At 68.1% G+C, this 21842-nt stretch carries 9 protein-coding genes; all 9 read left to right on the forward strand.

The features are described 5' to 3' along the window. The first annotated feature begins 1 nt into the window (after nucleotide 1). The gene (locus tag CBI38_RS40920) at nucleotides 2–5059 is read left to right on the forward strand and encodes a non-ribosomal peptide synthetase (RefSeq protein ID WP_250645715.1); all 5058 of its coding nucleotides are present in this window, start codon (nucleotides 2–4) and stop codon (nucleotides 5057–5059) included. A gap of 31 nt (nucleotides 5060–5090) precedes the next feature. Further along, entirely contained in the window at nucleotides 5091–9518 is a 4428-nt protein-coding gene (locus CBI38_RS07145) for a condensation domain-containing protein (RefSeq protein ID WP_109327599.1), read from the forward strand. Further along, nucleotides 9515–10357, forward strand: coding sequence for a 3-hydroxyacyl-CoA dehydrogenase family protein (locus tag CBI38_RS07150; RefSeq protein ID WP_109327601.1), 843 nt, complete (start codon nucleotides 9515–9517; stop codon nucleotides 10355–10357). Before CBI38_RS07145 ends, CBI38_RS07150 begins: the two co-directional genes overlap by 4 nt. Continuing rightward, a complete protein-coding gene (locus CBI38_RS07155; RefSeq protein ID WP_109327603.1) occupies nucleotides 10344–11744 on the forward strand; it encodes a condensation domain-containing protein in 1401 nt (466 codons plus the stop codon). Before CBI38_RS07150 ends, CBI38_RS07155 begins: the two co-directional genes overlap by 14 nt. Then, the gene (locus tag CBI38_RS40255) at nucleotides 11693–11971 is read left to right on the forward strand and encodes an AMP-binding protein (RefSeq protein ID WP_335743614.1); all 279 of its coding nucleotides are present in this window, start codon (nucleotides 11693–11695) and stop codon (nucleotides 11969–11971) included. Before CBI38_RS07155 ends, CBI38_RS40255 begins: the two co-directional genes overlap by 52 nt. After that, the gene (locus tag CBI38_RS40080) at nucleotides 11889–12326 is read left to right on the forward strand and encodes an AMP-binding protein (protein ID WP_257792483.1); all 438 of its coding nucleotides are present in this window, start codon (nucleotides 11889–11891) and stop codon (nucleotides 12324–12326) included. Before CBI38_RS40255 ends, CBI38_RS40080 begins: the two co-directional genes overlap by 83 nt. A 490-nt stretch (nucleotides 12327–12816) precedes the next feature. Beyond that, nucleotides 12817–16602 carry a condensation domain-containing protein gene (locus tag CBI38_RS07170; protein ID WP_162603191.1) on the forward strand — a complete coding sequence of 1262 codons (3786 nt, stop codon included), beginning with the start codon at nucleotides 12817–12819 and terminating at the stop codon, nucleotides 16600–16602. Nucleotides 16603–16625: 23 nt separating this feature from the next. Then, nucleotides 16626–17228 carry an AMP-binding protein gene (locus CBI38_RS07175; protein WP_162603192.1) on the forward strand — a complete coding sequence of 201 codons (603 nt, stop codon included), beginning with the start codon at nucleotides 16626–16628 and terminating at the stop codon, nucleotides 17226–17228. A 120-nt stretch (nucleotides 17229–17348) separates the two neighbouring features. Then, complete coding sequence (locus tag CBI38_RS07180; RefSeq protein ID WP_230990102.1) at nucleotides 17349–21836, forward strand: amino acid adenylation domain-containing protein; 4488 nt, start codon at nucleotides 17349–17351, stop codon at nucleotides 21834–21836. Nucleotides 21837–21842: the final 6 nt, after the last annotated feature.

The raw sequence follows: 21842 nt of genomic DNA on the forward strand, positions 1-21842 counted from the left end.
CATGCCGGGCCTCCGCGCGGTGGCGGTGACAGGAGAAAGCGAACTGCGCCAACGAATCTCGTCGGCCTTGGCGACAGGCTTCGATCTCACGACGCAGGTGCCCTTGCGGGCGGAACTGTTCGAAGTCGGGCCGAGCGAGCACGTCTTCGCTCTCGTAATGCACCACATCGCGGCGGACGCGCTGTCCCTGGGCCCACTCGCCCGGGATGTGACAGCCGCCTACGCGGCTCGGGTGGCCGGCCACGCGCCGCGGTGGGAACCGCTGCCCGTGCATTACGGCGACTACAGCAGGTGGCAGCGGGCGCTGCTCGGATCGGAGGACGACCCCGACTCCATGATGTCCCGGCAACTCGCATACTGGCGTTCCACGCTCGCCGATGCGCCGATCGTGGCGGATCTACCGCTCGATCGTCCTCGTCCGGAAGTGCGGTCACTCGCCGGGGCGGGCGTGTCGTTCACCGTCGACGCACGCCTGCACGAGCGGCTGCGGGACCTCGCGCGAGAACACGAGGTGACAGTGTTCATGGTGTCGCACGCGGTGTTCGCAGTACTACTCGGGAACCTGACCGGCACGAGTGACGTGGTGATCGGGTCGCCGGTCGCCGGTCGCAGCGAAACAGTCCTCGACGACCTGGTCGGGATGTTCGTCAACACTCTCGCGCTGCGGACCCCGGTTCCCGGCTCCGCCTCCTTCGCGGACCTGCTCCACACCGTCCGGGACCGTGATCTGGAGGCGTTCGCGCACGCCGACGCGCCCTTCGAGCGGGTGGTGGAGGCGCTCGACCTCCCGCGTACCACGTCACACGCGCCGTTGTTCCAAGTGTTGTTCGAGTTCCAGGACGTCGAACGGCCGACGCCGGCCCTGCCGGGTCTCACGGTGGAAGAGGTCGATCTCGGCGTGTCCGTGTCGACCTTCGACCTGCAACTGACGTTGATCGAACAGTTCGCCGAGGACCGCTCCCCGGCGGGAATGAGTGGTGGCTTCACCTACGCCACGGATATCTTCGACGCTGGGACCGTACACGCGTTCGCCGAACGGTTCGTGCGTCTGCTCGACACGATCGTGGCATCGCCCGACGTTCCACTGGCGCGCATCGATGTGCTCACGCCCGACGAGCGGGGGGCACTGGTTCCGGTCGGCGGACACCCTGCCGAAGCGCCCCGGTTGCTGCCGGACATTCTCTCTGCCGCGGCGCAACGCGATCCGCATGCCATCGCGTTGTCCTACGGCAACGCGGTGATGTCGTATCGCGAACTCGACGACTGGTCGAACCGGCTGGCCTGGGTGCTGATCGATCGCGGAATCGGCCCGGAAGACCAGGTGGCGATCGGCCTCGTCCGGTCGGTGGAGTTGGTGGTGTCGGTGTGGGCGGTGGCGAAGTCGGGGGCATCCTTCGTACCGGTCGATCCGAGTCTGCCGCAGGCGAGGATCGCCGACATCCTCGCCGATTCCGGCGCGGTCGTCGGTTTGACGGTCGCCGAACAGCGCGACCGGATGCCCGACGGTGTGGAGTGGCTACACCTCGACTACCCGGGTCCGTCGCGGCGGTGGCGGTCCCATCCCATCACGGACGGCGACCGGGTCGCCGCGCTGCGACCGGAACATCCCGCCTATCTGATGTACACGTCCGGGTCGACCGGAACGCCGAAAGGTGTGGTGATCACCCACACGGGGCTGCAGAATCTCACCGTCGAGCAGCACATCCGGTATGCCACGACCGCCGCCTCCCGGGTTCTCAATCTTGCGGCGCCCGGATTCGATGCGTCGATGTTGGAGTACCTCATGGCCTTCGGTGCGGGCGCCCGACTGGTGATCGCGGCACCCCACGTGTACGGCGGCGACGCGCTGACGGATCTGCTCGCCTCCGAGCGCATCACGCATGCCTTCGTGACCCCCGCCGTGCTCGCCACGGTCGATCCGCGCGGCCTCCACCTCCTCCGCACCCTTGTCGTCGGCGGGGAACGCTGTCCACCGGAGTTGCTCGACCGCTGGGCATCCGGGCGCACCCTGCTCGTCGCCTACGGGCCCACGGAGACGACGGTGGTGTCCAACATCGGGGCCCCGATGGCGCCCGGCGACCCCGTGCGGATCGGGCGCCCGATCCGCGGTATCCGCGAACTCCTCCTCGACGGGTGGCTGCGCCCGGTTCCCGTCGGAGTGGTCGGTGAGCTGTACATGCTGGGGGACGGGTTGGCCCGCGGTTATCACCGGAAGCCCGGTTCGACCGCCGCGTCGTTCGTGGCCAACCCGTTCGACCGCGCGGGCTCGCGAATGTACCGCACCGGCGACCTCATGCGGTGGACACCCGAGGGACTACTCGAGTACTTGGGCCGCAACGACTTTCAGGTGAAGTTGCGTGGACAGCGGGTGGAGCCGGGAGAAGTCGAGGCGGTGCTCACCCGCTGCCCCGGGGTCGCGCAGGCGGTGGTCACGGTTCGCCGCACCCCGGCCGGCCAGGCTGTGCTCGCCGGCTACGTCACGGCGAACGAGCATGCGGATCTCGACAGCGCAGAAGTCCTGCTCTTCGCCGGATCCGTCCTTGCGCCATTCATGGTGCCGGCCACGGTGACCGTCCTGGATCGAATGCCGCTCGGCCCCAACGGAAAGGTCGACAGGCGGGCACTCCCGGATCCCGAGCTCGCACCGCGTGTATTCCGGGCGCCCACCACGCCGTTCGAGTCGATGGTTGCCGGCATCTTCGCGGAAGTGCTTCGAAGCGGTGCCGTGGGCGCCGACGACGACTTCTTCGCGTCGGGTGGCAACTCCCTGACAGCCACACAGGTCGTCGCGCGGATCAACGCCGCACTGGGCGCAAGCATCGGGGTGCGCGACGTGTTCGAGGCCCCCACAGTGCGGGCCCTGGCTGCGCGGATCGAGGGCAGAGGCGCTGACGACCGGCCCAGATTGACGGCGGTGCAACGGCCGGACCCGCTCCCGCTGTCGTGGGCGCAACACCGGATGTGGCTACTCAACCAAATCGACACCTCCTCGCCCGCCTACAACATCGCGATGATGGTGCGGCTCTCGGGAACACTCGACGTGGACGCGCTCGCCGCCGCACTCTCGGATGTGGTGGTCCGGCACGAGACGCTGCGCACGCGGTATCCCCACGGGGTCGCGGGGCCCATCCAGGTGATCACCGACGCGCACGACGTCGCGGGGCTCACGGTGGTGACCACGGGAGAGGCACCCCTGTCGGAGTTGGTGTCGACAGGGTTCGACGTGGCCGCCGAAGTCCCGATGCGAGCGCGACTGTTCGAGTACAGCGAGCGCGACCACCTGCTCGTCGTCGTGGTGCACCACATTGCTGCGGACGGATTCTCGATGGTCCCGTTGGCGCGGGATGTTCTCACGGCGTACACCGCCCGAGCCGCGGGCCGCGCGCCGGGGTGGGACCCGCTGCCGGTCCAGTACGCCGACTACACCGTGTGGCAGCGGCAACTGCTGGGTTCGGAGGACGACGCCGACTCCCTGATGTCCCGGCAACTGGTCTACTGGCGAGCCGTCCTCGCCGATGCGCCGGTGGTAACCGAGCTACCTGCGGATCGGGAACGGCCGCCGCATCGATCCGGTGCCGGCGACCGGTGGACGTTCACCATCGACGAGGACATGCACAGGGATGTCGTAGCGCTTGCACGGTCGCGGCACTGCACCGTTTTCATGGTGGTGCACGCGGCGTTCGCGCTACTTCTGTCCAGGTCGGGGGGCACCCGCGACATCGTGATCGGATCGCCCGTCGCCGGACGCGGAGAGGCGGACCTCGACGACGTCGTCGGGATGTTCGTCAACACCCTCGTCCTCCGGACCGAGGTCTCGGGAACGTTCGCCGATCTCCTGGGGCGGGTCCGCGACACCGACCTCGCTGCATACACCCACGCCGATGTGCCGTTCGAGAGAGTGGTGGAGGCATTGAATCCGCCGCGCTCGCAGTCGCATTCGCCGCTGTTCCAGGTGCTGCTCGAATTCCGGAACACCGAGTACCCCGCGCTTGCGCTCCCACACCTCGATGTCGAGGTGCTCGAACCCGAAGTCACGGTGTCCCTGTTCGACCTGCAACTGACCCTTCGTGAGCGCCACGACGAGTCCGGGTCGCCGACCGGGATGACCGCTGCCTTCACCTACGCCACCGACCTCTTCGACGAGCAGACCATCCACACCCTCGCCGACCGATTCACCAGAATCCTCTCGGCCGCAGTCGCGGAGCCGAATATCGCCGTCGACGAGATCGATCTCCTCGCTCCCGCCGACCGGCGGCAGCTCCGCGAACACAGCTTGGCCGCAGGCACTTTCGTTCTCGATTCCCGGCTGAATCTGGTGCCCGAGGGGGCGACGGGAGCGGTATACGTGGCCGAGTCCGCGGCGGACGACCTGTCACCGCGGGCGGCGGCCACCACTGTCGTCGCCAATCCGTTCGGTGCCCCCGGATCCCGCATGGTCTGCACCGGCCGGCTCGCTCGGTGGACACGGTCGGGATGCCTCGTCGGCGTCGACGGCTCCCCGCTTCACTCGATTCCGGACACCATGATGACTCACCCCGCAATCCGCGAGGCGGTCGCGCTGACGACGGCGGCGGGTATCACGCTGTTCTGGGTTCCGGCGGCAACTGCGGCCGTCCTGCCGATGCCCGAGGATCTGCGCGCATTCGGTGCCCAGCGACTCGAATCCCGACTCGTGCCCGCGCAGTTCTTCGCGCTCGGTGCGGTGCCGCGCACCCCCGACGGCAAGGTCGACGAGGATGCACTGCGTGCACTGATTCCGGAGGCGCAGGCACCCGACCGCACGTCACGACAACGGTGGACCGAGGTGCAACGCGCCGTCGCCGAGGAGTGGGCGGCCGTGCTAGGGCATGACGACTTCTCGCGCGAGGACGGGTTCTTCGACGTCGGCGGCAACTCTGTCCGTGTCGTGGAACTTGCGCGGCGGTTCGAGGACCGGTGGCCGGGCGCTCTCCGGGTGGGCCGGCTTTTCGACGTCGTCACGGTCGCCGCGCAGGCCGAGGTGATCTCGCACTCTGCCGAGGCAACGCAGGTCCGCGCGCCCGCTACCCACGAATTCTGACCGAACTTCTGACCAACTCCGGGAGGCAACAGTGACCCAGCGACAACCGGGCGACGACGCCGTCGTCGTGGTGGGCATCGCCGCGCGCTACCCCGAGGCCGACGACCTGGCAGAGTTCCGCGCGAACCTCGCGGCCGGCCGGGATTCGGTGCGCCCGCTGTCCCGGTCGCGGGCCGAGGCCACCGGACTGGGTCCGCCCTCGGACTACCAGCCGATGGGGTTCGTCGAGGACATCGCCACGTTCGACTACTCGTTCTTCACGCTGTCGAAGCGGGAGGCGTCGCTGATCGACCCGCAGCAACGTCTGGCGCTGGTCCTGGCGTATCGAGCGATCGAGGAGGCCGGCTACTCGGCGACCGACTTCCGGGACAGTGCGACAGCGGTGATCTTCAGCGCCGCGACGTCCACGTACCCGGCGATGTGGGCGGAACCGGGCGTCCTGAGCACCCTGGGCAACGTTCCGTTCGCGGTGCCCGCCCGCATTGCGTACCAACTCGGGCTCACCGGGCCCTGTTACGCCGTCGACTCGGGCTGCAACGGTTCGCTGATCGCGGTGCACCACGCCTGCCGGGAGCTGCGCTCGGGAGACGCCGAATTCGTGCTCGCGGGTGGTGTCAGTCTGCGGGTGAACGGTATTCGCGCCGATCTGGCCGAGGGCTCGGCCGAGCTGATGTCGCCCGGCGGACGATGCCGGGCATTCGATGCGAGCGCGGACGGTACTGCCGTCGGCGAGGGTGGTGCGGCGCTGCTCCTCACCACGATGGGGCGCGCGCGTGCCGACCGTGTGCCAGTGCACGCGGTGATACGCGGCACCGCAACGGTGTCGAGCGGCCATTCGTCCGCGACCATCAGTTCACCGAGCGCTCGGGCGCAGGTGGCCGTGATCGAGCGGGCCTGGCGCAACGCGGGGCTCGCACCGAGCGATGCCGGGTATCTCGAAGCGCACGGTTCGGGAACACCGCTGGGCGATGCCGTGGAACTGGAAGGAATCGCCACCGCATTCGAGGGCAGGTCGGGTGTTCTGCCGATCGGTTCGGTGAAGACCAACATCGGCCATCTCGACCACGCCGCGGGAGTGTCGGGCCTGGTGAAGGCGATCCTTGCCGTCGAGCACGGTGAGCTGTACCCGTCGCTGCATTTCGACAGGCCCACCGGCGGAGTAGATTTCGCCGGCAGCGGGATCGAGGTGGTCACCGAGGCCAGGACCTGGAGCGAGGAGGGCAGTCCTCGACGGGCCGGAGTCAGCTCGTTCAGTCTGGGCGGTATCAACGCGCACTGCGTGGTGGAGCAGCCACCCCTGCAGCACACCGCGCCGCACGCCGAGGACACCATTCGGCTCGTGGGTGTGTCGGCGAAAAGCGCAGCGGCGCTCGCCGCTCTGTGTGACGATCTGGCGTCGGCGGTGCGCGGGTATTACCTCGCCGACATCGTCTTCACCCTCAACCAGGGGAGGCCGCATCACGAGTATCGGGTGGCGGTGCAGGCGCGCACTGTCGACGAACTGGCAAAGGCACTCGCGGCGCGGGCCGCCGACCCCGAGGGTCGGAACGAGAGTGCTCCAACCCGGCGGGCACCGTCCGTGGCACTGCTGCTGTCACCGGACCCGATGCCCGCCGCACTCCGTGGCCGTTCCCTACCGCCGGCACTGCCGGCCACGGGTGACGAGGCGGACCTTCTCGCCGGCCAGATCGCCGTTCACCGGGAATTGCGGAACGCTGGGATATCCGTGGACGCCGTCCTCAGCGGTGGTGTGTCGCGCTATGCGGCGAGGTATCTGCTCGGCACGTTGTCGGAGGTCACCGCCGCCGAGATCGCGGCAGCCGCCGCCGACCCTGCGATCGACACGGGACGGTTCGTCGCCGTCGCGAAAGGAATGCTCGCCGACGGACCCGTCGTGTTCGTCGAGCCGAGCCCGGACGGGCGGCTCGGACGGTTGCTCGCGGACGCGCTCGGTGACCGAGCGGATGCAGAGATCCTGCGCGTACCGGACACGCCCGGGGCCGTCACCCATCTGCTCGCGGGATTGTACGAGCGCGGAGTCGACCTCGACTGGGTTGCCGTCGGTGCGGCTGACGAGACCGCTCGGCGGGTGCGGTTGCCCGGGCACCCCATGCTGGGATCCCGGTGCTGGTACGACCTGCCCGGCCGGCCGGAGTGGGGTCGAACCCCCGAAGTCGTCGCGCCGGAACCGAAGCCGGAACCGGCGCGCGTCGTCCCGGCGGACAGCCTCGACTGGCTGCAGACGACACTGCGTGGTCTGCTGCACAGCGAGACGGCGGTTGCCGCTGACGACGACTACTTCGAACTCGGCGGCAACTCGCTGATCGCGATGCAGCTCGTCGACAAGGTGGCCGAGCAGTACGGGGTCCGACCCAAGTTGATCGACCTCTACGAGCGGCCGAAGGTCGCAGATTTCGCGGAGCTGCTCGCGGCGGGCACGTCCGCAGCCGGTGGGCTCCCTCCGATCACACCACGCGGACGGCATGTGATGTCGTTCGGCCAGGTGCGCATGTGGTTCCACCACCAACTCGACGCCACCACGACGATCTACAACCTGCCGATGGTCAGCGACCTGCACGGACCGATCGATGAATCGGCGGTCCGCGGAATGTGGGACGACCTCGCCGCACGGCACCAGGTACTGCTGTCCAACTACGTCAACGTCGACGGCGAGCCGCAACTGCGCATTCGCCCATCGCTGGGCGACTTCTTCCGGACCGCCGACGTGTCGAACGAGCCGGACCCTGTGGCTGCGGCGCGGGCACTCGTGCACGAAGCGGCGGTTGCACCGTTCGACTTGGCCAACGACCCGCTGGTGCGTGCTCTCCTCGTCCGGATCGGCCCGGACGAACACGTCCTGCAGGTGACCACCCACCATTCCGTCAACGACGGTGGTTCGCCGCGAATATTCGAACGCGAACTCCCCGCCCTGTACGCCGCACGCCGGACCGGACGCCCTGCGGATCTCCCGCCACTGCCCATCCAGTACTGGGACTACGCGCTGTGGCAGCGGGAACTCATTGAGAGCGCCGCACTCGAGCCGGAACTCGACTACTGGCGACAGGTACTCGCCGATGTCCCGCTGCTACGGCTTCCCACCGACTTTCCTCGACCGGAACGGAAGAACTTCACCGGCGCATTCCACACCTTCACCATTTCGGCCGAACAGACAGCACGCCTACGCGCCGTGGCCCGGCGTGAGTCGGTGTCACTGTTCGTGGTACTCCTCTCCGCGTTCTTCCTACTCATGGCAAGCCGTAGTCGCCAGCGGGACATCGTCGTCGGGACCCCGACGACGGGGCGCAACCGGCCGGAACTCGCCGGCATGATCGGGTACTTCAACAGCACTGTGGCGTTGCGCGCCGACCTGTCCGGCGAACCGAGCCTCACGGAACTGTTCGGCCGGGTGCGCGACGTCGTGCTGGGGGCCCTCGAACATCAGGAGATTCCGTTCGACCGGGTCGTGACTGCACTCACCGGTGACCGAGACACGAGCCGTACCCCGCTCTTCGACGTCTGCCATGTGCACCAGGAACTGCCCGCGTTGCAGTCGCAACAGGGGCTCACCGAGACGCTGTTCGACCAGGAGGATCCCTCGGCCATCGCCTTCGGCGGGGTGCCCTCCGGTACAGCGAAGTTCGACCTCACCCTCGTCACCACGGAGCGCGGCGGCGAAGACGACATGGCCGCGGGGCTCGAGTTCAGCACGGAACTCTTCACCGAGCAGACCGCCGCCGCGCTGTGCGGGGAGTACGTTGCCATCCTGGCAGACATCGTCGATTCTGCGGCGGTGCAGCCGATCTCAGCGTTCCTTGCCGACTCGTCCGACGAGATCGCGTCGCGCGAACTGCCGATCGCACCTCCGGTGGTACCGGCCGACCGGCCGCGGCCGACATCGAACGGCGCGGAACCGCTTCGGTACTCGGTCGCTCGGGTGACCGCGATGCTCGACGACGCGCCGGGTTTCGCCGAGATGCTCGCCGCGTGGATCGCCCTCCTCGCGTGGTACACCGCTCAGGACGAGGTGGTCGTCGGCACCGCCACGGTCCCCGGGGGTTCGCCGCGGCTCGTCGGTGTCGACCTGTCGGGTGAACCCTCGTTCTCCGAACTGGTGTCGACGGTCCGCCGGGAACTGTCCTCCGACAGCAGCGTGCGGGATTTCGCAGCAGTTCACTTCGCGGTTCGGTGCGACGGAGAACGCGCCCCGAGCGACGACCGTGCCGAGGTATCGTCCGCCGAACTGGCGCTGGCGTGGTCCCGAGGGCAGGGCCCGAATCTCACCCTCGAACTCGACTACGCGGTGGAACTGTTCGACCGAAGCACGGCAACCGCGATGCTCGCCGACCTCCGTCAGCTCATCCGGGCGCTGGTGACGCATCCCGACCTGCCGGCTCAGGAGGTGGCGATGGAGTACGTGCATCAAGACGACACCGATTTCTCCTCGGAGGCGGCGCGATGAGCATCGGTGTGGTGGGCGCCGGCACCATGGGGGCCGGAGTCGCCGAGTGCTGTGCGCACTCGGGCCACGACGTGATCGTCGTCGAGTCGGATCCGCAGGCCGTCGAAGTCGCGCGCAAGCGCATGAGCGACTCGCTGCGGCTCGCGATACTCCTCGGGCGCAGCGCGGGCCCGAAACCCGCCGAGGTGGCGGCGCGTGTGCGATGGACCGATCAGATGTCCGAGCTGCACGACGCCACCGTCGTCGTCGAGTGTGTTCCCGAACGGATCGACCTCAAAGAGAAGATCTTCGCGGAACTGGACCGCTGCTGCGCCGCCGATGCCGTCCTCGCATCGTGCACCTCTGGGATTCCGGTCCATCTCATCGCCGCGTGCACCTCGAGGCCGGAACAGGTTGTCGGGCTGCACTTCATGAACCCGGCGCCGCTCAAGGACACCGTAGAGGTAGTGGCCGGACCGCGAACGTCCCAGCGCACCCTGGACCGCGCGCAGGAGTTCCTCACCTCCCTGAACAAAACCGGCATCATCGTGGGTGACGGACCCGGCTTCGTGTTGAATCGCGTGCTCATGCTGTGCATCGCGGAGGCGGCCGCCTCCGTCGACGCCGGTATCGCCGACCCGGAAACCGTCGACGCACTGTTCGAGGGCTGCCTCGGCCATCCCATGGGGCCGCTGCGCACCGCGGACCTGATCGGCCTCGACAACGTCCACGACACGATGACCACCCTCCGCGCGCTGACAGGCGACGACCATTACCGCCCGCCCGAGTCGCTCACCGCATTGGTCGACGCCGGCCACCTGGGGCGTAAGACCGGGCGGGGCTTCCATGACTACCGATGAACGACCGCCTACCGATGAAGAGCTCACCGGCAGTGTGGAATTGCCCCTGACGTACGACCAACTCGCCCTGCTCGAGACCGGACACGACAACCCCACTTTCGCGTTGTATCTCGAACTCGACGGCCCACTCGTCGAGGACGCATTTTCTACCGCACTGCGGCAGACGCTGACCGAATGTGGTTGTCTACGTGTCGCCTTCGGCGGCAACGGGCAAGAACTACGCCAGAGCACCGGGACCGGGCACGTGTCCGGACCGGAGGTGATCGACGCGAGCACCTCGGCCGACGCCGACACCCTCGTCGCGGCGTGGATCGGCCGCGAACTGGACCGAACCATGGACGTCACCACCGGCCCGCTGTACGTCCACATCCTTTTCCGGTTGCCGCACGGACGGTTCGGCTGGTTCCAGCGCTACCACCGCCTGGTCAACGACGAACCGGGCATGGCGGCGATCGTCCGGGCCACCGCCGAAACCTACGAGGCCGCCCGCACCGCGCCGCCTCGGAGAGCGAACTGGCCGTTCACGTCCCCGTCGGCACTGCTCACCTCCGATGCCCGCTACCGGGAGAGCGCCGCGTGGCTCGACGACCGCCGCTACTGGGAGGAACTCCTCGCCGGGGTCCCGAATGCGGAAGAACTGTTCGATCAGGTTCCCGAACAGAAGGATTCACGCTACGAAAATGTATCGGTCGGCGGTGTAGCGGCGCGACTCGCACGCCGCAGCGGCGGCGGTACGGCAGCCGTCCTACTCGCGGCTCTCGCCCTGTACCGGCAGAGCCTTACGGGCGTCGACGACGTACTGCTCGGGTACCGGGAACACGGGACGACCATCCCGGTCAGGGTCGCCCTCGCCCCTCATTTCACGTTCGACGCGGTGACGCGGCAGGTGGGCCTGCAACTGCGGAGATCCCGTCGACGGCGCTTCCTCTCCACAACCGATGCTGCGGTATTCGGGCAGGAGTGGTGCCCGCTGGCGGGTGAAGTGCGGGAACCGCTCGGCGTCGAGCGGATCGGGAACTCCGCCGTCACAGTGGTGAAACGTTGGGGCGCAATGGGCGAGCGTGCATCTTTCGCCGTGGACGACCGGGACGGGACGTGGTCCGTCGAAGCACACGGTCCGGCCGATCTGCAGCACTTCGTCCGAATGCTTACGGCCGCACTGGAATCGCCGGATGGGTTGTTGGCGGGGGTGGAGGTGTTGGGACCGGAGGAGCGTGGGGTGTTGGTTCCGGTGCGGGGTGGGCGGGGTGTGGGTGTTCGGGTGTTGCCGGAGATTTTGGCTGGTGGGGTGGGGGTGGATCGGGGGCGGTGGCGGTGTCGTGTGGTGGGGTGGAGGTGTCGTATGGGGAGTTGGATGAGTTGTCGTCGCGGTGGGCGCGGGTGTTGATCGGTCGGGGTGTGGGGCCGGAGTCGGTGGTGGCGGTGGTGGTGGGGCGTTCGGTGGAGTTGGTGGTGGGGTGTGGGCGGTGGCGAAGGCGGGTGGGCGTTTTTGCCGGTGGATCCGGTGTTGCCGTTGGTGCGGGTGCGGGAGATGTTGGTGGATTCGGGTGTGGTGGTGGGTTGTCGGTGTCGGGTGTGTGGTGCCGGAGGGGTGGAGTGGTTGTGGCTCGATGATGTGGGTGTGGTGGAGGGGTGTCGGGGGTGTGGTGTCGGATGGGATCGGGTGCGGCCGTTGAGGGCGGGGTGTGCGGCGTATGTGATGTATACGTCGGGGTCGACGGGGCGGCCGAAGGGGGTGGTGGTGACGCATGAGGGTTTGGCGAATTTGGCTGTGGAGGAGCGGGTTCGGTTCGGGGTGTCGTCGGGTTCGCGGGTGTCGCAGGTGTCGTCGCCGAGTTTTGATGCGGTGGTGTACGAGTGGTTGATGGCGTTTTCGGTGGGGCGCGGTTGGTGGTGGCGCCGCCGGGGTGTTCGGGGTGTGGGTTGGTGGAGTTGTTGGACGGGGAGGGGGTGTCGCATTGTTTTGTGACGCCGTCGGTGTTGGCGACGTTGGGGTCGGGTGTGGGTTGGGGTCGGTGCGGGTGTTGGTGGTGGCGGGGAGGTGTGTGCGCCGGAGTTGGTGGCGCGGTGGGCGCCGGGTCGGGAGTTTTTCAATGCGTATGGGCCGACGGAGGTGACGGTGCAGGCGACGGTGGGTGGGCCGTTGGTGGCGGGGGTGTGGTGTCGGTGGGTGGTCCGGGGGTGGGGTGGAGGTGGTGGTGTTGGACGGGTGGTTGCGTCCGGTGCCGGTGGGGGTGGGGGTGAGTTGTATGTGCGGGGTCGGGTGTGGCGCGGGGTATCGGGTCGGGCGGGTTTGACGGCGGTGTCGTTTGTGGCGAATCCGTTTTCGGGTGTGGGGTCGCGGGTGTATCGGACGGGGATGTGGTGCGGTGGGTTGAGGTGGGGTGTTGGAGTTTGTGGGCGGGTGATGGGCAGGTGAAGGTGCGGGGTCAGCGGGTGGAGTTGGGGAGGTGGAGGCGGTGTTGGTGCGGTGTCCGGGGGTGGCTCGGGCGGCGGCGGTGGTGCGGGAGGGGGGTCGGTTGGTGGGGTATGTGGTGCCGGAGGTGGGGGTGCGGGTGGATCCGGATGTGGTGGTGGAGTGGGTGGCGGGGGTGGTGCCGGGGTGGGTGGTGCCGTCGGTGGTGGTGGTTGTGGGGGAGTTGCCGGTGACGGTGAGTGGGAAGCTCGACCGCACAGCACTACCCGAACCGGAACTTGTGCACCGACCCCAGCGGCCCGCGCGCACCGCAGCCGAAGAGACGTTGGCATCGGTCTTCGCGGAAGTACTCGGAATCGAACGGGTGGGGTACGACGACTCGTTCTTCGCGTTGGGCGGCGACAGCATCCTGTCGATCCGGCTGGTGTCGCGGGCCAAGGCCCGAGGACTGGTGTTCACCCCGCAACAGGTGTTCGAGCACCGAACGGTGGCTGCGCTGGCAGCACAATCGGACATCCCGGACCGCACGACGCCCGGCCCTCTCACCGAACTCGCCGGCGGCGGTATCGGCACCTTCCCGCCCACACCTGTGGTGCGGTACCTGCTGGAGCGCGGCGGCCACTTCGAGCGGTTCAGTCAGAGCCTGCTGCTCACGCTCCCCGCCGGGATCGACGAACAAGGACTTGTCGCTGTCGTCGCCGCTGTGATCGCACGGCACGACATGCTGCGGTCCCGGCTCTGCCGGGATGCGAGCGGACAGTGGCAGATGGAGACCCGCCCGGATACCGACGTGGATGCCGCGTCACTGATCCGTCGCGTCAGGTTCGACCCCACCATCGCGGTCGACCCGCCGGCGACACTCGTCGCGGCCGAGCACCAGGCGGCCGTCGAGAGACTGCGTCCCTCCGATGGTGTCGTCGTCCAGTTCGTGTGGCTCGATCCGGGAACGTCGAGCGTCCCCGCAACCTCGGGCCGATTGATCGTCGTGGCTCACCACCTTGCCGTCGACGGAGTGTCGTGGCGGATTCTGTTGCCCGACTTCGCGACCGCCTGGTCTCAGATCTCCGCCGGACACGCGGCGGAGCTGCCGGCGCCGGGAACGTCCATGCGCCGGTGGGCGCATGCACTGGCGGAGGATGCACAGCGCGGCGAGCGGGTCGCCGAGCTGGCGTGGTGGCGGAGCGTCGTGGACGGGCCGGACCCCCCGATCACCGACCGCCCTCTGGATCCCGCGGTGGACGTGGCGACGGCAATTCGTGACGTCGGCGTCGAGATGTCGACCGAAGACACCTCCGTACTGCTGACAACCCTCCCGAGGCTTTACCACGGGGGTGCCCACGACGTGCTCGTCACCGCCCTGGCAGTGGCATCGTCCAGATGGCGACGCGATCGGGGAATCTCGGTGTCGTCCACGCTGATCCGCATGGAGGGGCACGGACGCGAGCAGTATGTGGTGCCGGGCGCCGACCTGTCCCGCACCGTCGGCTGGTTCACCACAATCTTTCCCGTCCGCCTCGACCTCGCCGGCGTCGACCTCGACGACGCGCTCGCCGGCGGCCCCGCGATGGGCCGGGCGATCAAGGTGGTGAAGGAGCAGCTGCGCGCTGTACCCGACATGGGCATCGGCTACGGCCTCCTCCGCTACCTGAACCCCGACACTGCCGACACGCTGCCGAAGACCGAACCGGGGCACATCAGTTACAACTATCTCGGCCAGGTCCCCGACGCACCCGCCGGCAGCGCGGTGGCATGGGCACCCGCCGACGGATTCGGCGACCTGCAGTACGTTCCGGATCCCGACATGCCTGCTTCGGCCGCGCTCGAGGTCAACTCCATCGTGGTCGGCGGAAAACTCCGGGTGAGCGTGGGCTACCCGGACACCCTGGTGGCCCGCGACGATGCCGAGCGGTTCGCGATTCGGCTACGGGAGGCGTTGTCCGCATTGACAACTCACTCTCACGACTCTGAGGCCGGGGGGCTCACCCCTTCCGATGTTCCGCTCGTCACCGTGACTCAGAGCGACCTCGACGCGTGGGAGGAGCGCTTCGGGCCGCTCACCGATGTGTGGCCACTCGCACCTCTGCAGGCCGGGTTGCTGTTTCACGCCCTCATGGCGAAACCCGCGATCGACGCCTACACGGTCCAGGTGTCGCTGCATTTGAAGGGCGTCGTCGATCCGGCGCGGATGCGCCGCGCGGCTCAGGCACTGCTGGATCGGCATGCGAACCTGCGGGTGGCGTTCGTGCCGTCCGCCGACGGCACGTTCGTCCAGGTGGTGCCGGCGACCGTAGGCGTGCCGTTCCGCCAGGTTGACCTGACGGGTATTCCCGAGGAGGCGCGCGGCGCCGAACTAGAGCGGATTCTGGCCGCCGATCGCTCTGCGGCATTCGACACCTCCCACGCACCGCTGATGCGATTCCTTCTGCTGTCCATCGGACACGACGAATTCCGTCTGGTGTGGACCAACCACCACACCCTCCTCGACGGGTGGTCGATGCCACTCGCGATCCGGGATCTCCTCGCTCTGTATGTAGCAGATGGGGTGGGGATGCTGCCGAGTCCCCGGCCCTACCGCGACTTTCTGATCTGGCTGCACCACCGAGATCCGGAGGAGTCGCGGGGGGTGTGGGCGAACGCGCTCGCCGGTATCGAGGGGCCGACGCTGCTGCTGCCGGATGCGTGGGGTAAACAGTCGTCGGTCCCACCCACCCAGGTACAGTTTTCGCTCTCCGAAAGCCTTACCGCGGAACTCGCGACTCTGGCACGCGAGCGCAACGTCACTGTGAATACGGTGACCCAGGTGGCGTGGGCACTCCTGTTGAACGGGGCGACGTCCTCGTCCGATGTCACGTTCGGCGGCACGGTGTCCGGGCGATCACCGCAACTCGCCGGCGCAGAGTCAATGATCGGATTGCTCGTCAACACCGTCCCCGTCCGTATCACGCTCGATCCGCGGGAAACGGTGGGCGAGTTGCTCGAACGAACGCAGTCGGAGCAGGCGGCGTTGTTCGACCACCACCACCTGGGTCTCGCCGACATTGCGCGCGCGGCCGGCCCACAGCTCGGATTCGACACGGCAACCGTCTTCGAGTCGTACCCGATCGATCGAGGTGGGCTGACCGAGGACACCGACCTGGCCGGAATCCGGGTGGTGGACGTCAGCGGTGTCGATGCCACGCATTACCCACTCAGCGTGGCCTTCTCGATGGACACGCAGCTGCGTATGACCTTTCACTACCTACCGGACCTGATCGAGGCGGCCACGGTCGAGACGATCGCGGCACGGGTCACCCGGATATTCGAGGTGATGGCCACGTCGCCGGATGGGTTGTTGGCGGGGGTGGAGGTGTTGGGACCGGAGGAGCGTGGGGTGTTGGTTCCGGTGCGGGGTGGGCGGGGTGTGGGTGTTCGGGTGTTGCCGGAGATTTTGGCTGGTGGGTGGGGTGGATCGGGGGCGGTGGCGGTGTCGTGTGGTGGGGTGGAGGTGTCGTATGGGGAGTTGGATGAGTTGTCGTCGCGGTGGGCGCGGGTGTTGATCGGTCGGGGTGTGGGCCGGAGTCGGTGGTGGCGGTGGTGGTGGGCGTTCGGTGGAGTTGGTGGTGGGGTGTGGGCGGTGGCGAAGGCGGGTGGGGCGTTTTTGCCGGTGGATCCGGTGTTGCCGTTGGTGCGGGTGCGGGAGATGTTGGTGGATTCGGGTGTGGTGGTGGGGTTGTCGGTGTCGGGGTGTGTGGTGCCGGAGGGGGTGGAGTGGTTGTGGCTCGATGATGTGGGTGTGGTGGAGGGGGTGTCGGGGGTGTGGTGTCGGATGGGGATCGGGTGCGGCCGTTGAGGGCGGGGTGTGCGGCGTATGTGATGTATACGTCGGGGTCGACGGGGCGGCCGAAGGGGGTGGTGGTGACGCATGAGGGTTTGGCGAATTTGGCTGTGGAGGAGCGGGTTCGGTTCGGGGTGTCGTCGGGTTCGCGGGTGTCGCAGGTGTCGTCGCCGAGTTTTGATGCGGTGGTGTACGAGTGGTTGATGGCGTTTTCGGTGGGGGCGCGGTTGGTGGTGGCGCCGCCGGGGGTGTTCGGGGTGTGGGTTGGTGGAGTTGTTGGACGGGAGGGGGTGTCGCATTGTTTTGTGACGCCGTCGGTGTTGGCGACGTTGGGGTCGGGTGTGGGGTTGGGGTCGGTGCGGGTGTTGGTGGTGGCGGGGGAGGTGTGTGCGCCGGAGTTGGTGGCGCGGTGGGCGCCGGGTCGGGAGTTTTTCAATGCGTATGGGCCGACGGAGGTGACGGTGCAGGCGACGGTGGGTGGGCCGTTGGTGGCGGGGGTGTGGTGTCGGTGGGTGGTCCGGGGTGGGGGTGGAGGTGGTGGTGTTGGACGGGTGGTTGCGTCCGGTGCCGGTGGGGTGGTGGGTGAGTTGTATGTGGCGGGGTCGGGTGTGGCGCGGGGTATCGGGGTCGGGCGGGTTTGACGGCGGTGTCGTTTGTGGCGAATCCGTTTTCGGGTGTGGGGTCGCGGGTGTATCGGACGGGGATGTGGTGCGGTGGGTTGAGGTGGGGGTGTTGGAGTTTGTGGGCGGGGTGATGGGCAGGTGAAGGTGCGGGGTCAGCGGGTGGAGTTGGGGGAGGTGGAGGCGGTGTTGGTGCGGTGTCCGGGGGTGGCTCGGGCGGCGGCGGTGGTGCGGGAGGGGGGTCGGTTGGTGGGGTATGTGGTGCCGGAGGTGGGGGTGCGGGTGGATCCGGATGTAGTGGTGGAGTGGGTGGCGGGGGTGGTGCCGGGGTGGGTGGTGCCGTCGGTGGTGGTGGTTGTGGGGGAGTTGCCGGTGACGGTGAGTGGGAAGCTCGACCGCACAGCACTACCCGAACCCGGCGCCGGGACGCGTCGTTTCCGGGCTCCCGCCACCCCCCTCGAAGCCGTCGTGGCCGGTGTGTTCGGCGACGTCCTCGGAATCGAACAGGTCGGCGCCGACGACGACTTCTTCCGCTTGGGCGGCGACTCACTGTCCGCCACCCGCGTGGTTGCCCGGGTCGACGCGGCACTCGACGTCGATGTCGGACTGCACGCCCTCTTCGAGGCGCCGACCGTCACAGCGTTTGCGGCCCGTGCCGCGAAAGCCACCGTGCGTATCGACCGGCCGGTGTTGCACGCCGGGCCGCGCCCGGAACGAATCCCGTTGTCGCTGGCGCAGACTCGCATGTGGTTCCTCAACCAGTTCGACACCTCCTCGCCCGCCTACAACATCGCGATGGCGTTCCGGCTCACCGGCGCACTCGATGCCGACGCGTTGCGCGCTGCGGTGGCCGATGTGGTGGCGCGGCACGAATCGCTCCGGACCCGCTTTCCGATGCGCGACGGTGCGCCGGTGCAGGTGATCCTCCCGGACGCGGCACCGGACCTGCCAGAGGTGAGGGTGACCAGCGAAATGGAGTTGCGCGAGCGGCTCTCGGCGTCGGTGTCGGAAGGCTTCGAGGTCACGAAGCAGGTGCCGGTACGAGCCGCGTTGTTCGAGACCTCCGATGCCGAGCGAGTGCTCCTGGTGGTGGTGCACCACATCGTCGCGGACGGAGCATCGATGGTCCCGCTCGCCCGGGACGTGCTGGTGGCCTACACGGCCCGCACCCACGGGGGCGCCCCGGAATGGGAACCCCTGGCTGTGCAGTACGCCGACTTCGCGCTCTGGCAGCGGCAACTCCTCGGTTCGGACCAGGATCCGCAGTCGCTGGTTTCGGCGCAGCTGGACTACTGGCGGAACGCGCTGGCCGGTCTTCCTGCCGCACTGGATCTACCGGCGGACCGTCCGCGTCCGATGCAACGGTCACCGGGTGGGAGCCGAGTGGGATTCGAAATCGACGCCGATCTGCATCGTCGGCTGACGGCGCTGGCGTCGGCGCACCAGTCGACGCTGTTCATGGTCGCGCATGCCGCCCTGGTCACTTTCCTGGCCCGGATGTCCGGTTCCGAGGACATCGCCATCGGAACCCCCGTCGCCGGACGGGGTGAGGCCGCACTCGACGACATGGTCGGAATGTTCGTCAATACCGTGGTGCTACGCACCGTCATCCGGTCCGCGAGCACATTCGCCGAACTGCTCGAGCAGGTGCGCGTCGTCGACCTCGGGGCATACGCCCACGCCGAGGTGCCGTTCGAGAAGGTCGTCGAAGCGCTCGACCCACCTCGCTCGACGGCGCATTCACCGCTGTTCCAGGTACTACTCGAATTCCAGAATGTGAAGCAATCCGACCTGTCGCTGCCGGGCGTCGAGGTGACCGGGATCGACCTCGGTGCGACGATCGCACGATTCGACTTGCAGCTCACCGTGTCCGAAGAGTACGACGACGAGGGGTCACCGTCGGGTATCAGGGCCGCATTCAGTTACGCCACCGACCTTTTCGATGCCGACACCGTGGCCGAGCTGGCCGACCGTTTCGTTCGCATGCTCGACGCCGTGGTGGACGACCCCTCGGTGCGGCTGGGGAACCTCGACATACTGGACGCCTTCGAACGGGACGAACTCGCGCCGGTCCGGGGTGCGCCCGCGGTTCCGGAACGGACGCTGTCGGACGTGCTCGTCGCCGGCGCCGCCGTGGATCCGGAGGCAATCGCACTGTCGAGCAATGGCATCGACGTTTCGTACCGGTTGCTCGACGAACGGTCCAACCGGTTGGCCAGAGCGCTCGTCGACCGGGGCGCCGGTCCCGACTCCTTCGTCGCCGTCGGGGTGCCGCGGTCGATCGAATCGGTGCTGTCGGTGTGGGCGGTCGCGAAGTCGGGTGCGGCGTACGTGCCGATCGATCCCGCGCTCCCGGCCGCCCGCATCACGGCGATGCTCGAGGATTCCGGTGCAATCCTCGGACTGACCGTATCGGCGCACCGCGAGCATCTGCCCGGCGCGGTGCAGTGGCTGCTGGTCGACGACCCGGAGGTCGACAGCGCGTACCCCGGGGACCGGGTCACCGACGACGACCGCGTGCGACCGCTGCATACCGAGCACGCCGCCTTCCTGCTCTACACCTCCGGCTCGACCGGCACACCGAAGGGTGTCGTCGTCTCGCACAGCGGTCTGGCAAACCTGGTAGTCGAGGAGCGAGAACGCTTCGCAGCGACGCACGGGGCACGGGTGTCACACCTGGCGTCCCCGAGTTTCGACGCGTCCGTCTTCGAGCTGCTGATGGCGTTCACGGTCGGGGCGACGCTGGTCATCGTGCCCCCGACCGTGCTCGGTGGCCGTGAGCTGGCCGAACTCCTCGAGGCCGAACAGGTCACACACGCGTTCTTCACCCCCACCATCCTGGAAACGGTGAGCCCCCAAGAGCTCCCGTCCGTGCGAGTTCTGGCGGTGGCAGGTGAACGGTTCGCCCCCGAGCTTGCGAACCGCTGGACACCGGGCCGGTTTGTCTTCAACGGATACGGTCCCACTGAGGCGACGATTCAGACCACCGCCAGCGAGGCGCTGTCGCCGGACGAGCCGGTCACCGTCGGGGGTCCCGGCCGCGGCGTCGAGGTAGTAGTCCTCGATCCGTGGTTGCAGCCGGTCCCGGTGGGTGTGGTGGGCGAATTGTATGCGGCGGGACCGGGACTGGCCCGCGGATACCATCGGCGCCCAGGTATGACAGCAGCGTCGTTCGTGGCGCACCCCTTCGGAGGTCCGGGCTCCCGCATGTACCGCACCGGTGACCTCGTGCGTTGGACCGAGATGGGCCGACTGGAATACATAGGCCGCAACGACTTCCAGGTGAAGATTCGAGGACAGCGGGTGGAGCTCGGCGAGATCGAGTCGGTCCTGGCCCGCTGCGACGGGGTGGGTCGGGCGGCGGTGACCACACACGCCGGTGCGATCGATCGACTGGTGGGTTACGTTGTCCCGGAGGGTAATGCGAGCATCGATCCGGCGGAAGTGCTGCGCTACGCCGCCTCTCATCTCGCACCGTACATGGTGCCCGCTCAGTTGGTGGTGCTCGACGAGCTGCCGGTCGGGCGCACAGGCAAACTGGACCGGCGGGCACTTCCCGCGCCGATGGTTTCGCCCAGGCCGTTCAAGGCACCCGCCACTCCGCTCGAGCACGCGGTCGCGGAGGTGTTCGCCGACGTACTCGGGGTAGAACGCGTCGGAGTCGACGACGACTTCTTCGCACTGGGTGGGAACTCCCTGGTCGCGACCAGGGTGGCGTCCGCGCTGCGGGACCGGCTCGGCACGGACGTCGCACTGCAGTGGATCTTCCGCAACCCCACTCCCGAAGGGCTGGCGCGCCGCATCGTCGACCCGTCCACACCCGGCGCCGCGGTGACCGACGACGTGTTGAGTGTCGTGGTCCCGCTCCGGTCCAGGGGAACACGTCCCGCGGTGTTCTGCGTGCACCCCGCGGGCGGACTCGCCCTCGGATACGCCGGACTGATCCAGCACCTCGCGCCGGACAGGCCGGTGTACGGGCTGCAGCTGCCCATCGTGAGTGGAGGCGCGACGTTCGAGTCGATGGAAGAACTGGCACACCGCTACGTCGTCGAGATGCGGGCGGTGCAGCCCCGAGGCCCGTACCACCTGCTGGGATGGTCACTCGGTGGCGTGATCGCACACGCGATCGCCGTCGAATTGCGGGAGTCCGGGGCGGACGTCGGCACGCTGGCGATGATGGACAGCTACCTCGCAGAGGAGGGCGACTTCGGTGACCTCGAGGTCGACGCCGAGCAATGGCTGCACGGACTGGGCGTCGACTTCGAGGGCAGCGGTGACGACGACAAGTCGTACCGAGAGCAGTTGGTCGAGATGCTCGGCCGATCGTTCGGCCGCGACCCGGCGTTCGCGTCGACCCTCCTGGGCCGCATCAGCGCGGGCCTCGAGAACTCGAAGCGGATCTCGGCCGAACATCGGCCCCGCGTGTTCGACGGCGACTTGCTGTTCTTCACCGCCGCGCAGAGCACCGACGACGAGGGTGAACGACCCTCGCCGAGCGTGTGGCAGCCCGTAGTGACCGGCGTGATCACCGCGAACGAGGTGGAGTGCGATCACGTGCGGATGACCACACCGGAGGCTTTCGCGGTGATCGGGCCGATCCTGGAACGCGAACTGGGGCGTACGCGGTGATGGTCG

Origin of the sequence: Rhodococcus oxybenzonivorans, from assembly GCF_003130705.1 — a bacterium.
GTDB lineage: Bacteria > Actinomycetota > Actinomycetes > Mycobacteriales > Mycobacteriaceae > Rhodococcus_F > Rhodococcus_F oxybenzonivorans.

Excerpts from the sequence above, each read along its gene's own strand:
- CBI38_RS40920 (WP_250645715.1), top strand. The coding sequence starts at position 2 with ATGCCGGGCCTCCGCGCGGTGGCGGTGACAGGAGAAAGCGAACTGCGC.
- CBI38_RS07150 (WP_109327601.1), top strand. The coding sequence starts at position 9,515 with ATGAGCATCGGTGTGGTGGGCGCCGGCACCATGGGGGCCGGAGTCGCC.
- CBI38_RS07155 (WP_109327603.1), top strand. The coding sequence starts at position 10,344 with ATGACTACCGATGAACGACCGCCTACCGATGAAGAGCTCACCGGCAGT.
- CBI38_RS40080 (WP_257792483.1), top strand. The coding sequence starts at position 11,889 with ATGTTGGTGGATTCGGGTGTGGTGGTGGGTTGTCGGTGTCGGGTGTGT.
- CBI38_RS07175 (WP_162603192.1), top strand. The coding sequence starts at position 16,626 with ATGTATACGTCGGGGTCGACGGGGCGGCCGAAGGGGGTGGTGGTGACG.